Origin of the sequence: Amycolatopsis sp. NBRC 101858 (assembly GCF_030269325.1) — a bacterium.
Lineage (GTDB): Bacteria > Actinomycetota > Actinomycetes > Mycobacteriales > Pseudonocardiaceae > Amycolatopsis > Amycolatopsis ponsaeliensis.
This window is the reverse complement of the sequence record NZ_BSTD01000007.1, coordinates 512,523-525,617: the sequence shown is the minus strand read 5'-3', so window position 1 is coordinate 525,617 and position 13,095 is coordinate 512,523. Positions and strand designations below refer to the sequence as shown.

Genomic DNA, 13,095 nt, shown 5'->3' with positions numbered 1-13,095 from the left:
TGGCGAGCCGCGTGGGCGACATCATCATCGACAGCAACGATCCCGAACGGATCGCCGGTTTCTGGTGCGAAGTACTGGGCTACCGGGTCTTCGCCCGCGACGAGACGGGTGTGGCCATCCGAGGAGCGACGACCAGCCCGGACATCCTGTTCGTCCGCGTCACCGAGCCGAAGACGGCGAAGAACCGCATGCATTTCGACGTTTGCCCCACCGACCGCGGACAGGACGCGGAACTGGCCCGCCTGCTCGATCTCGGCGCTCAGCGGTCGACCATCATCGGCAGCGGCTCGTGGGTGGTGCTGGAGGATCCGGAGGGCAACGAGTTCTGCCTGATGTCCCAACGAATCCCCGCCGAACCTGCCCCCTTCCACGACGCGTAGGTCCGGTCCTTACCGTGCGCTCAACCGCTGTCTCGTAATCAGCACGAAGTATCGGGACTGGCGGTGACCGACTCGTGCGCGGAAGCCCTCGGCGGGGTGGCCAAATAAGTCGCGAGTACCAGGCCTTGAGCCAGGACTTGGTCGCGTAGCGACATCCAGGCTCTGCGCACATCCTCGATCGGTAGCGCTCGGCGGGCGCCGCGGGTGCTTTGCCTGCTGGCAGGATTGATCCGTTCTGGCAAATGCACGGCGGGCCGCTGGAACCGGGGTTGCGGGTGGTCGGCCGGCCTGGCCGGGACAAAGCTGTACATGCCGTGTATCGGTTTGTCGATCGTCGCCCCGCGATAGAGGGTCAGCTGCAGCTCGGCGTCGGGTGGGCAGCCCGGGCTGCAACCGGCCCGACCGGCGTCGGCGGCCGTGGGTGTCAGGGATTGGGCGGTGCAGACGATGAAGGCCTCGTCGACGTTCAGACCTACTGTCCGGCCGGGCGTCCAGGGCTGCGCGTCGGCGACGACGAACACGGTGTCGATGCAGAATTGGCCGCGGAGGGTGGACCCGAAGCAGATCACCGAGCCGAGCGGCAAGGATTGCATCGCGGTGGGGCGTCGCGGTGTACCGGCGGTCTGCTTGCAGTTGCTGTAGACCATCCGCTCGCCGAACACCCATGGGTCGGTGTTCTGCCGCGGCCGTGCTCGACTCGGCCGTGTCCAATACGGCCGGTGCAACGTTCGTGGTAGATCGCCCTCACGCGGCCAATGGCGTTCGACCCGGGAAGGCGGCTCCCACTCTGCCCAGAACACCACCTCGCCCTCGTGGGGCCGATCGTCGTCGGCGACGTACCGTCCGGGCGCGACCAAGAACTTTCGTCCGTGGCGGCCGACGTTCCACGGCATCTCATCGCCGGCGAAGCGGTGCTCGGTGCCGGGATGGGGGAACTGCACGAAGCACGCGGTGTCAGCCATTACCTGGTACATCGCCCCAGGCAGCCGATCAGTTACCGCGCCGCCGGGTTTGAGGTGATCGCCTTCGTGGTACTGACCGGGTTCATCGTTGTCCCGCTTTGGAGGGTGCTCGTGCAGATCCAGGTCAACACCGACCACAACATCCACGGTGGCGAACGGCTGGCCACCTTCGTGACGACCGACCTGGAGGGCAGCCTCTCCCGGTTCGGGGGATGGTTGACCCGGGTGGAGGTGCACCTCAGCGAAGACGGCGGTGGCAAGCCGGATGACAAGAAGTGCGTGATCGAAGCTCGGCCCGGGGGCAAGCAGCCCGTTGCCGTCACGCACCACGCGACCACTGTGGACGACGCCTACTCCGGGGCCGCGCACAAGCTGGGGCGGGTGCTGGATTCCCACTACTCCCGCGCCCACGATCACAAGGGCAGCGAAAGCATCCGGCACATGCCCGCTCCGGAAGACCCGGAAGACGATCACAGCGACCGGTAGAACGCCCGGTGCGCCTGGGCGGCGGCCGGCCAGCTGTAGCGGCGGGCGACGGCCCTTCCGGGTTCCGGGTCGCCGCCCGCCAGCGCCGCTCGCAGGGCTCGCGCGAACCCGGGTGGGTCGGTCGCGAAGCGGGCTACGCCGCCGAAGACCTCGCGCAGCACCGGGAGGTCGCGGGTCACCACCGGCACCCCCGCGGCCAGCGCCTCCATCGCGGCCAGGCCGAAACCCTCCTTGGTCGACGGGAAGGCGAACACGGCCGCCGACGCCATCAGGGACGGCAGTTCGTCGTGCGGGACCGGGCCCAGCACCTCCGGCTCGACACCCAGCTCGGCGGCGCGTTTCTCCCACCGCGCGCGGTAGTCGCGGTAGTCGAAGAGCGTCTCGCCGCCGGCGATCAGCAGCCGGACCTCCGGTGCGGCCAGCAGTGCGTACGCCTCCAGCAGGTCCAGGGAGCCCTTGCGGGGCTCGATTCCGCCCACGGCCAGCACGTACCGTCCCCGGCCGGCGTCCGGGCGGGCGGTGGCGAAGCGGTCGTAGTCGACGCCGTTGGGGATCACCGCCGCCTCGATGCCCCAGCCGGCCCGGACCTCCGCCGCCACCGCCGCGGACACGCAGATGTGCGCGTACGGCCGGACGATGGCCCGCTCGTGACAGGCTGCCAGCTCCGGCGTCGTGAACGTGTCGAGGTGGTGGATCGTCCGGACGCAAGCGTCGACGGCGTTGGCGCTGATGCAGTCCTGCGCGTGCACGACGTCGTACTCGCCCGGGGTGAACGCGGCGCGCAGCACCGCGATCGAGCGCAGGATCCGCTCGCCGACGCTCTCGCCGGGGACGTCCGGGAACGGCACGATCGACACCCGCACCGCCGGGTCGACCGGCCGGAAGAACCCCGCGTCGCCGCCGCGGGCGAGCGTCCACACCGTGACGTCCTCGCCCAGCGCCGCCAGCGCTTCGGCCAGCGCCAGCGTGTGCACCACCCCGCCGCGGGGTTTCGTCGAGTAGCTCAGCAGGGCGATGCGCATCAAGCCTCCCGGTACACCGACGGTTTCCGTTCCCCCAGGTGGTGCAGCACGCGCCGGGCGTTGGCGATCTCCTGCCCGACGTCCAGCTCGGCGACCGCGATGCCGGCCTTCGACCAGGTCCGCGCGAGGATTTCGCCGCCCGGCCCGACCACCTTCGCCTGCCCGAGGAACCGCATGCCGCCCATCGCGCCGGTCTGGTTGGACGACACCAGGACGACCTGGTTCTCCGCCGCCCGCGCCTGGTCGTAGAGGTCGAACAGCCGTGACTGCCGGTCCTGGGCCATCCGGGGCGCGCGGTTGGTGATGCTGGTCGGCCACGCGCTCAGGCAGGCGACGATGTCCGCGCCGTCGACCGCCAGCGAACGCGCCGACTCGGGGAACGTCTTGTCGTAGTCGATCAGCATGCCCAGCCGCCCGACCGGCGTGTCGAACGCGGCGAACTCGGCCCCCGGTTCGTACGCCACGCTTTCCCCCGGTGGCTGGTGCACCTTGCGGTGCCGGCCCAGGACACCGTCACCCGTGACGCACACCGCGGAGTTGTAGCGCCGCGGCCCGTCGGCCTCGCAGTAGCCGACGCAGACGACCATCTCCGCGGCCAGCGACTGGATGGTCTTCAGCTCCGCGCAGTCGGGGTCGAGGGCCGGCGGGAGCGCCTCCGGGTCCGGATGGCGCAGGTCGGCGAGGTAGCCGCCGAGGGCCGCGTCCGGCAGCACCAGCAGCGCGGCGCCCGACGAGCGCGCGTGGTCGATCAGCGTCGCGATGCGCTGCAGGTCGAAGTCGAGGTCGCGGCCGAAGTGCGCGGCGACGGCGGCGAGCCGGATCTGCCCCATTCACGGGACACTAACGGGGTAGGCGTCGGGGCGTCTGTCCGCCAGGTGCCCCATCGACCGGCGCGCGGTCGCGAGCGCGGCCTGGACGTCGAACTCGGCGATCGCCATCCCCTCGGCGACGCCGGTGTCGGCGACGATCTCGCCGCCCGGGTCGACGATCTTCGCCCCGGCGACGAACCGCAGGTCGCCGAAGGTGCCGGACTGGTTGGCCGAGAGCCAGACGATCTGGTTCTCCAGCGCGCGGGCCCGGTCGAACAGGTCGAACCGCCGCTTCCAGCGGTCCTGCGCCAGATCGGGCGCCGCGTTGGTCCGGCTGCCGGGCCAGGCGCTCATGCAGACGACGATCTCGGCACCGTCCAGGGCGAGCGCCCGCGCGGACTCGGGGAAAGCCTTGTCGTAGCAGATCATCATGCCCAGGCGCCCGACCGGCGTCTCGAAGGCGGCGAACCCGCGGCCGGCGCCGTAGCTGGCGTTTTCGGCCAGGGGCTGGTGCACCTTGCGGTGGTTGCCGAGGACGCCGTCGCCGGTGACGCAGACCGCGGAGTTGTAGCGGCGGCCGCCGGCGAGCTCGCAGTACCCCGCCGTGACGACGAGGTCGCCGGCCAGCGCCGCCAGCCGCTGCACCTCCGGGCCGTCGACGGCCAGCGCGGGCGGCCCTTCGGCACCGCCGTCGAGGTTGGCGAGGTAGCCGCCGAGGGCCGCTTCCGGCAGCGCCAGCAGCCGTACGCCCTCGGCCTTCGCCTCGCCGATCAGCTTCTCGATGCGCGCGAAGTCGCCTTCGAGGTCGCGGTCGAACGGCGCGGCGACCGCGGCCATCCTGAGTGTCGTCATGAGTTCCCCAATCCGGTGACGCCGCCCTCGATGGCGGGCGTCCGTTCGCCGTCGGGCCAGCGCAGCGTGACGCCGGTGCCCGCGACCAGTTCGCCGCAGTCCGCGGTGACCGCCGGGCCCGCGGGCGCGGGGGTGCCGGTGGTGAGCATCGCGAAGCCGGGGAAGCAGGTCAGCCAGTCCCCGGTGGACGCTCCGCGCGGCCGCGGCACCTTTTCGACGTCCAGGACCGCGCCGCAGCCGGACGCCTCGGCGAGCATGCCTAGGGTGCCCGCGATGCCGGCCATCGAGACGTCCTTGGCCGCGCTCGGTCTCGCTGCGGCGACCGAGCCGAGCAGTGCGCGCAGCTCGGGTGTGCGGCGGAAGCTCGTCGAGTCCCACTGACGTCCGGTGTAGCCCGGCCGCCAGCCGCCGCTCACATCCGCCGTCAGCCAGACGCGCTCGCCCGGCTTGCCGCCGCCACCGGGCACCGGATCGGTGGTGCGGCCCAGCGCCGTCACCGACAGCGAAGCCGGGACGCCGAACTGGGTGTGGCCGCCGAGCACCGGGACGCCGTACGCCTGGCTCGCCTTGCGCAGTCCACTGAGGACCCGGGCGGCGAAGGACGCGTCGCGCGCACCCAGCGCGTCGAGCATCCCGGTCGGCGTGGCGCCCATCGCGGCCAGGTCGTTGAGGTTGACCAGCACCGAGCACCAGCCGGCCCATTCCGGGTCGCGCTCGACCATGGACGGGATGATCGCGTCGCAGGCCGCCACGACGTCGGTGCCGGGCAGCGGGACGCCGTCGTCGCCGACGAAGCCCGGTACCCCGGTCATTCCGTGCAGCAGCGGGCCGAGCGCGGCCTTCGTCGACCGGGCCAGCGCCGCGATCCGGCCGATCGGCCAGCGCATCAGCACGTGGTCGTGCCCGGCGACGGTCACCGGCCGCACCGGTTGCCAGCCGAGCCGGGTGAACAGCTTTTGAGTACGCGCCTGGACGGTTGCCTCGAACCGAAGCGCGCCTTCGGACTCGGCTCGTGCGCACGCCGCGCGCACCAGGGCCGAACCGATTCCGGACGGCGACCCGGGCGCGACGACCAGCCGGCCGCCTTTCCACCACCCGAGGTCCGGGCCGTCGGTCGCCGGGCCGAGGCGGACACCGCCGAGCACCTCACCCGACGCGTCCCGGGCCACCAGGACCAGGGTGCGCGGGTCGGTGTCGTGGTCGTCGAGGTCGTGTCCGGCGAAAAGTCCTTGCCGGGCAACGAAGGCTTCGTGACGCAGGGCGCGGTACGCCGTCAGTCCACTGTGGCCGGCTTCGCCGATGGTGAACGCCGGGCGCGCCGCGACACTGCGGACGTCACCCAGCAACGCGAGGATGTCGTGGTCCATCTCAGCCACCCGCCGCGCTGAGCAGCCCGCAGGCACCGCACGCGGCACAGCCCGCGCCCTGCTCGGCGCCGGTCATCCCGGCGGCCCGCAGCAGCGCGGCGATCCGGCCGGTGACGTCGGCGACCAGCGCGGGCGAAGGCGCGCTGGCGCCGTCCTGCCGGGCCAGCGTGCCGACCATCGGCCGCATCGGCACGGCGAACGGGTAGACACCCATGTCGATCAGCCGTCCGGCACCGTCCACCAGGGAGTCCGGGTCCTCGCCGAGGCCGATCAGCAGGTACGTCGAGACGCGGTTGCGGCCGAACACGCGGACCGCCTCCGCCCACGCGGCCTCGTACTCGGCCATCGGCACGGTCGACTTCCCGGGCATCCAGCGCCGCCGGACTTCGTCGTCCAGGGACTCGACGTGGATGCCGATCGACGTCGCCCCGGCGTCGCGCAGGTCCTGCAGCACACCGAGGTCGCCCGGCGGCTCGATCTGCACCTGGATCGGCAGGCCCGGAACGGCGTCGAGCACCGCGCGGACGCAGCGCACGAGGTGCCGGGCGCCGCGGTCGGGCCCGGACGTCGTGCCGGTCGTCATCACCATCTGCCGGACGCCGTCGAGCCGCACCGCGGCTTCGGCGACTTCCGCGAGCTGCTGCGGGGTCTTCGCGGCCACTGTGGACCCCGCCCGCAGCGACTCTTCGATGGTGCAGAACCGGCACCGCTGGTCCTCGGCGTACCGGATGCACGTCTGCACGACCGTCGTCGCGAGGACGTCCTGTCCGTGCAGCAGCGCGATCTTCCGGTACGGCACACCGTCCGCTGTGGACAGATCGTAGAACCGCGGCCGGCCGACCGGGGCGACGCTCAGGCCCAGGTCGATCGTCTCGCGGAAGATCCGGCCGTCGCGGACGGTGTACGGGCTCGACGGGTTCAGGGGCAGCGTGGCGTTGGCACCGTCGACCACCAGGTGGCCGTCGTCGCTCGGCCCGGCGCCCTTGCTGCGCTGCACAGGTGCGTCCACGCGCACTCCGCGGACGGCGATGTCGGCGCGGGTTTCCAAGTCCTCTTCGATGCCAACGCGCACAGACCGCTCCCTAGAACATGTAGGTGGAGTTGATGATCGCGCCCTTGCGCGCGTAGTGGATCAGCGCGTCCTGCACGTCGAGGGGGTGCGTCGGGATGACGCCCTCGATGAGGTCCTCTTCACGCGCGCCGTGCAGCGACAGGCCGAAGCGGCAGCAGTAGGCCTTGCCGCCCTCGCTGATGAACGTCTTGAGCTGGTCGTTGATGTTCAGCTCACCCGGGAACGCGGCGTTGCCGGTGGTCGGGAAGCCGCGCGTGGCCAGGCAGTTCAGCGAACCCGGGCCGTAGAAGTAGATCGCGGCTTCGAAGCCCTTCCGCAGCGCGCGGGTCGCCTGCAGGATCGCCACGAAGCTCACCGACGACTCGTGCGCGATGCCGTGCACGAGCGTGAAGTAGCTCTGGCCGGGTTCGGCCTGGTAGTCCGGGAAGACCTTGGTCCCGCCGTACAGGTTGGAGCCCTGCGGCAGCGACGGGTGCGGGATCTCGTCGAGGCTGGTCTTTTCGGTGTCGGTCAGCTCTGCCATCGGTCTATTTCCCTTTCTTCGGTCCGTACAGCACGTCGAACGTGCCGCGGAAAACCAGGTCGGCGAGCTCGCCGTCGCCGGCCGCGGCGGCCAGCTTGGCGAGTTCGCCCTCGTGATCGCCCCACGGCTCGTCGGAGGCGAACAGCACGCGGTCGTGGCCGATACCACGGCGCGAGATCTCGTCGACGAGCCAGCGGGGCGTGAAACCGATCGCCCAGGACAGGTCCGTGTAGACCTGTTTCCCGGCGGCGATCCAGTCGAAGAAGCGGCCGCCGACGAGCTTGATGTGCCCGCTCATGCCGCCGCCGAAGTGGACGAGGTGCAGCTTGACGTCGCCGGCGTAGGCGTCGACGAGCTTGCCGACCTCGTCGATGTCCGACGCCGCGCCCGGCGAGGTGTGGACGTGCACGACGAGGTCGTGTTCCTTTGCCGTGGCGAAGATCTTGTCAAGCTGTGGCTTGCACGCAGGGTCGGATGCCTTGCCGCCCAGCAGAAAGCTGAGCTTCAACGCGCGGACGCCATCCTCACCCGCGAGCTTCAGCGCGTCGTCGGTCCGGTCGGCGTCTTCGGCTCGCGGCGACACCCACAACGCGGCGCTGATCCGATCGTCCTTGCCCGCCGCCTCGACGCAGAGTTCGTTGAAGGAGAAAGCAATCGCCGGGTCCGGGACGCCGTAGTTCGGGATGACCAGCGCGCGTTCGGTGCCCTCACGGTCCAAATCGGACAGTAGTTCACCGATCGTCGCGCGGCTGCCGATCGCCGGGGCGACCGGCGGGCCGCCGTAGAACGGGTACGCGGGTAGTACGCCCAGGTGCCGGTGGGCGTCGTTCGCCCACTTCATGCGACCGTCCTCGGCGCGACCCAGTCGTCGTCGGCCGGGTAGGTGCTCACGGGCGTGCCGGAGAGCCAGCGGACGTCACCCCGGCCGCCGCCGGTGATCCGCCGGGCCAGGTACTCGGCGTCCGCGGCGACGCCGCAGAACCGCCCGGAACCCCAGGTGTGCTGCCAGGGCAGGCCGAGGAAGTACAGGCCGGGGCAGCTGGTGACGCCGCGGTGGTGCGTCGGGTAGCCCTTGCCGTCGAAGACCGGGACGTCGATCCAGCGGTGGTCACGGCCGAAGCCGGTGCTCCAGACGACCGCGGAAAGCGCTTCCGCGTCGAGGGTGCGGTGGCCGTCCGATGGCTCCCAGACGGGCTGGTACCGGTCCTCCTGCGGTGCGGTGATCCCGCGGTGGGCGATGAACCCGTCGATCGAGTCCTTGATGCCCTCGGACACCGCGTCCGCCGCGTCGAGGTTGCGGCGCAGGTCGCCGGCGAACGCCAGCTGTCCATTTCGGACACTGGTGAGCCTGCCGTAGAGCTGCATGCCCTGCGCGGCGAAGGCGCGCAGGTCGATGTCGTGGCCACCGTCGCGGCCGGTGACGTAGTGGTTGGCCCGGAACCGGACGGCGTCCGCGTCGGCGAACTCGTCGATTCCCCGGGCGTAGTAACCCATTTCGTCGAGCCAGGCGACGACGTCCCGGCCGCGGTAGCGCCGCGCCACGCGTGGCGCCGAGCCGACGGCGAGGTGCACCCGGCGCCCGGCCAGGTGCAGGTCCTCGGCGATCTGGCAGCCGGACTGCCCGGTGCCGACGACCAGGACGTCCCCGTGCGGCAGCTGGTCCGGGTTGCGGTATTCGGCCGAGTGCAGCTGGACGACGCTCTCCGGCAGCCGCTCGGCCAGCCGCGGCTTCAACGGCACCTGGTACGGGCCGGTGGCCAGCACGACGTGGTCGGCGGTCAGCTCGCCGGCCGACGTCGTGAGCCGGAACCCGCCGCCGGGCAGCTGCCGCAGCCGCGTCGCCTCGACCCCCTCGTGCAGCGGGACGTCGAAGTCCTTCACGTACGACTCGAGGTAGGCGACGATCTCGTCCCGGACCATGAACCCGTCCGGATCATCACCCGCGTAGGGGAAACCGGGCAGCCGGCACTGCCAGTTGGGCGTGACCAGGCAGAAGCTGTCCCAGCGGCGGGTCCGCCATTCGTGCCCCGCGCGCTCGCGTTCGAGCACGAGGTGCCCGACCCCGGCGGTGGTCAGGCAGTGGGACATCGACAGTCCCGCCTGGCCGCCGCCGACCACGATCACCGGCCGGTGCAGGCCGTCGAGCTGGAGGTTCATGCCGATCAGTGCACCGGCGGACGATGTCCGGATGGTTTCATCCGGAACATCGGCGTGTTACCAGACCGGCCGGGGGTAACGCTTGCGCCGGGGCCCTCGTAACACGCCGAACGCCCCCGGCCGGACCGGAAATGGCGGCCCGGCGCCGCCCGAAACAATCTTTCCGGGGAGCACGGTACTTTTGTCGTCACCCGTTCGGTGTGGTCAACGACCTTCTTTTGTTGGTTTGTGCGCGTTTCTGGAAAAAGCGGACGGAAATGGATCTTCGGTGTCCGCCGAATGGCCGTCGAAGCAGCGAAGTTTTGCTGGTTACACTCCGCCGGGTATGTTCCCGATCCTTCGTCTACCTGGAGGTTCTTCATGCAGACAGTTGATTCCACGGCCGTCCTGGAAGGCTGGCTGTCGGGTTCGGAATCGGCCCACGGACTGGCGAACCCCGCCGGCCCGCTGTACGTCGGCGGAAACGCCGCCGAGGCTTCGCTGGTCGACCCGACCGACATGCTGTACGCGTTCTGTTCAAGCCCGAGTGGTTCGCACGGCAGCTGGTGCTGCTGACGAAAGTCGTTCACCAGCACGCGCCCGCGACTCCCTTGCCGGGGGAGCGCGGGCGCGCGCCCGGGTCGGATCAGCCGGAGGTCAGTGGTGCTCGATTCAGCAGACAGTGAAACCCTCCCGTTCGGCGGGCCGGTGGACCGGCTCGCGCGGCCGTGGCGGACCGCGCTGGCGGGTGCGCTCGACGCCATCCCCGGCCTGACCCCGGACGAGCGCGCCGTGGTGCTGGCCGCCGGGAGCGACGCGCTGGTCCAGTCGTTGCACGCGAAGCTCTCGCGCGTGTTCTTGATCGAACTGCACGCCCGGCAGCTGACCGCGGGCGGCGACGGCACCGGGCTCTGGGCGGAGTACGTCGAGGACGCGACGCGCGAGGACTACCTGGCGAGCATCGAAGGGCGCTACCCGGTCCTCCCGCGGCGGGTCGAGTCGGTGGCCCGGCTGTCCGTGGCCGCCGTCGCCGGGTTCGCCGCGCGGCTGGCGGCGGACCGCCCGCTGTTCGGTGCGCCGTTGCGCGGGGAACTGCGGGCGGTCACCTTCGGCCGCGGTGACACGCACCGGGGCGGCCTGACGGTCAGCCGGGTCGACGTCGGCGACGGAACCATCATGTACAAACCGCGGAACTCGGCGATCGACGCCGCGCTCGCGGCCTTGCTCGAGGACGTCTACGAGACGTTCCCCGGCGCCCCGCCGGCCGCCGAGCGGATCCGGGTGCCGCCGGTACTCGTGCGCGACGGCTACGGGTGGGCGGAGTTCGTCGAACCCCGCTACTGCGCGGACGAACGCGAGCTGGGCGTCTTCTACCGCAACCTCGGGCACTGGCTGGCGGTCCTGCGGCTGTGCGGCGGCACCGACATGCACGCGGAGAACATGATCGCGGCGGGCCCGGTGCCGGTCATCGTGGACGCCGAGACCCTGTTCGACGCCCCCGCGGAGTTCCCGCCCAGCGGTCAGGGCGACGCCGTCGACGTCGCGACCGCCGCGATCCGCCGGACGGTCCTGCGCACCGGGCTCCTCCCGGTGCGCGGCAAGGGTTACGCGCTCGGCGGGGTGGACATCTCCGGGATCGGCGCGCTGCCCGGGCAGCAGCCGCGCATCCCGTCACCGGTCATCGCCGGTGCGGGCACGGCCGCCGCGCGCTTGGAGGTCGACCTGGTCGAGATGCCGGCCGCGGGCAACCACCCCAGCCCGACCGCGGTGCTGCACGCCCACTGGGACCGCGTGCTCGAAGGCTTCCGCGAGATGACCGCGCACCTGCACCGCCTCGACGCCGGTCCCGGTGGGCACCACCTGCTCCGGCACTTCGAGGGCGTCGAAGCCCGCCGGATCCTGCGCCCGACGCAGGCCTACGTCGACATCGGCCGGATGCTGTGGCACCCGGCGTCCCTGCACGACGAAACGGCCGCGATCGAGCGCGGGCGCGACATCCTGCTCCGCAACGCGAAAGTCCTGCACGGCGCGCCGCAGGAGCTCCCGGCGATCGACGCGGAGATCGCCGACCTGCTGGCCGGGGACGTCCCGTTGTTCAGCTTCGAGGTGGACCGCGCGGCGATCGAGGCGTCGGTGGCCGACTGGCGAGGGGCGGACCTGCCGTTCGAGGAGGCGATCATCCAGGACGCGCTCGTCGGGGCCTACCTCAACGAGCGCACGCTGCCCTCGCGCCGCCAGTACCCCGCCCACGAACCGCATTGCCGGGACCGCGAGCCCCGGCGCCGGGCGCTGGCCGCGCGGCTGGTCCGGCAGCTGTGCGACGGCGCGGTGCGCGGCTCGGACGGCACGGTCAGCTGGGTCAGTCCGGTGTTCACCCCGGCGGGCTGGTCGATCCGCGTCCTGCCCGCCGACCTGTACACCGGCCAGGGCGGCGTGGTGCTCACCCTGGCCGAGTACCTGGCCGAGGTGCGCGCGGGACGCGCCGACGAGGTCGACGGCGTGCAGGAGTGCTTCGACGGCGCGCTGAAGGTGCTGATGAGCGTCGAGGAGCTGACCGAGACGCCGTCCGCGGGGGCGTTCAGCGGTGCGGCGTCCCAGGTGTGGACCTGGCTCGCGCTGCACCGCGTGCTGGGCTGGGACTGGCTGCTGGACCGGGCGGAGGAGCGGGCCGGCCAGTTCGCCGACGGCCGCATGATCGCCGAGGACCGCGAGGTGGACCTGCTCAACGGCGTCGCGGGCGCCGGGTTGCCGCTGCTCGGCCTGGCCGCGACCGGGCGGCCGAAGTGGCTGCCGGTGGCCGCGGCGGTCGGGAACCGGCTGGCCGAGCTGGCCGTGCACGAGGACTACGGGGCCCGGTGGCCCACCCGGCTCAACCCCGAGGGCATCGGCGGGTTCGCCCACGGCGCCACCGGCATCGGCTGGACGCTGACCCGCCTCGCGCTCAGCGACGCCGGAACCCCGGCGGAACGGGCCACTTGGCGGGAGCTCGCCGAGCGGGCTTTCGCCTACCAGGAATGGCTGTACCGCCCGGAGGTCGGCAACTGGTTCGACGCCCGCATCGGCAGCGAGGAGGACTTCTTCACCAGCTGGTGCCACGGCAGCGCGGGCATCGGCCTGGCGATGCTCGACCTGCACCGCCGCACGGGCGACCCGCGGCGGCTGGAGATGGCGGCCCGCGCCGCCCGCGCGAGCGCTGCTGAAGGCTTCGGCTGGAGCCACACGCTGTGCCACGGGGACATGGGCCTGTGGGAGATGCTGGACGCCATCCGCCTGGCCGACCCGTCTTGGGACGGCCCGGACCGCGACGAGATCGACGGCGAGCTGCTGACCGGCCTCGAGCAGCGCGGCCCGGTCGGCGGGTTGGCCCGGGAGGCGTTTTCCCCGAGCTTGATGTCCGGGCTGGCCGGGGTGGTGCACGGTTTGCTTCGCATGCGCCCTGAGCAGCAGTTGCCCTCTCCGCTGCTGCTGGACTAGGAACGGGCCCGG

At 71.7% G+C, this 13,095-nt stretch carries 13 protein-coding genes; 4 read left to right on the top strand and 9 right to left on the bottom strand.

Going from position 1 to position 13,095, the window contains the following annotated elements:
* The first annotated feature begins 11 nt into the window (after positions 1-11).
* Positions 12-380 carry a VOC family protein gene (locus QSK39_RS45810; RefSeq protein WP_353051120.1) on the top strand — a complete coding sequence of 123 codons (369 nt, stop codon included), beginning with the start codon at positions 12-14 and terminating at the stop codon, positions 378-380.
* 38 nt (positions 381-418) lie between these two features.
* On the opposite strand, the gene QSK39_RS45805 is transcribed toward QSK39_RS45810, so the two are convergent.
* Entirely contained in the window at positions 419-1,042 is a 624-nt protein-coding gene (locus QSK39_RS45805; RefSeq protein ID WP_285484093.1) for a hypothetical protein, read from the bottom strand.
* Between the two features lie 150 nt (positions 1,043-1,192).
* Between QSK39_RS45805 and QSK39_RS45800 the strand changes: the two genes are divergently transcribed.
* Entirely contained in the window at positions 1,193-1,828 is a 636-nt protein-coding gene (locus QSK39_RS45800) for an HPF/RaiA family ribosome-associated protein (protein ID WP_285484092.1), read from the top strand.
* On the opposite strand, the gene QSK39_RS45795 is transcribed toward QSK39_RS45800, so the two are convergent.
* From QSK39_RS45795 to QSK39_RS45760, 8 genes are read right to left on the bottom strand one after another with little or no spacing between them, the layout of a single operon-like run.
* On the bottom strand, positions 1,813-2,850 hold the full coding sequence (locus QSK39_RS45795; RefSeq protein ID WP_285484091.1) for an MSMEG_0565 family glycosyltransferase: 1,038 nt from the start codon (positions 2,848-2,850) through the stop codon (positions 1,813-1,815). The two genes, QSK39_RS45800 and QSK39_RS45795, sit on opposite strands and share 16 nt — an antisense overlap.
* A complete protein-coding gene (locus tag QSK39_RS45790; RefSeq protein WP_285484090.1) occupies positions 2,850-3,680 on the bottom strand; it encodes a carbon-nitrogen hydrolase family protein in 831 nt (276 codons plus the stop codon). Before QSK39_RS45790 ends, QSK39_RS45795 begins: the two co-directional genes overlap by 1 nt.
* The gene (locus tag QSK39_RS45785; protein ID WP_285484089.1) at positions 3,681-4,511 is read right to left on the bottom strand and encodes a carbon-nitrogen hydrolase family protein; all 831 of its coding nucleotides are present in this window, start codon (positions 4,509-4,511) and stop codon (positions 3,681-3,683) included.
* Entirely contained in the window at positions 4,508-5,878 is a 1,371-nt protein-coding gene (locus QSK39_RS45780) for an MSMEG_0567/sll0787 family protein (RefSeq protein WP_285484088.1), read from the bottom strand. The genes QSK39_RS45785 and QSK39_RS45780 overlap by 4 nt, the downstream gene beginning before the upstream one ends.
* Before the next feature lies 1 nt (position 5,879).
* On the bottom strand, positions 5,880-6,950 hold the full coding sequence (locus QSK39_RS45775) for an MSMEG_0568 family radical SAM protein (RefSeq protein WP_285484087.1): 1,071 nt from the start codon (positions 6,948-6,950) through the stop codon (positions 5,880-5,882).
* A 10-nt stretch (positions 6,951-6,960) separates the two neighbouring features.
* Positions 6,961-7,473 (bottom strand): MSMEG_0572/Sll0783 family nitrogen starvation response protein, encoded by a 513-nt coding sequence (locus QSK39_RS45770; RefSeq protein WP_285484086.1) that lies wholly within the window; start codon positions 7,471-7,473, stop codon positions 6,961-6,963.
* 4 nt (positions 7,474-7,477) lie between these two features.
* Positions 7,478-8,314: an amidohydrolase family protein gene (locus QSK39_RS45765; protein WP_285484085.1), complete on the bottom strand. Its 837-nt coding sequence runs from the start codon at positions 8,312-8,314 to the stop codon at positions 7,478-7,480.
* Entirely contained in the window at positions 8,311-9,630 is a 1,320-nt protein-coding gene (locus tag QSK39_RS45760; RefSeq protein WP_285484084.1) for an MSMEG_0569 family flavin-dependent oxidoreductase, read from the bottom strand. Before QSK39_RS45760 ends, QSK39_RS45765 begins: the two co-directional genes overlap by 4 nt.
* Positions 9,631-9,990: 360 nt before the next feature.
* Here QSK39_RS45760 and QSK39_RS45755 point away from each other — a divergent pair, with 360 nt between their 5' ends.
* Both QSK39_RS45755 and QSK39_RS45750 read left to right on the top strand, forming a co-directional pair.
* Positions 9,991-10,185 (top strand): DUF6229 family protein, encoded by a 195-nt coding sequence (locus QSK39_RS45755; protein ID WP_285484083.1) that lies wholly within the window; start codon positions 9,991-9,993, stop codon positions 10,183-10,185.
* Between the two features lie 87 nt (positions 10,186-10,272).
* A complete protein-coding gene (locus tag QSK39_RS45750) occupies positions 10,273-13,083 on the top strand; it encodes a type 2 lanthipeptide synthetase LanM family protein (RefSeq protein ID WP_285484082.1) in 2,811 nt (936 codons plus the stop codon).
* The last annotated feature ends 12 nt before the right edge of the window (positions 13,084-13,095 follow it).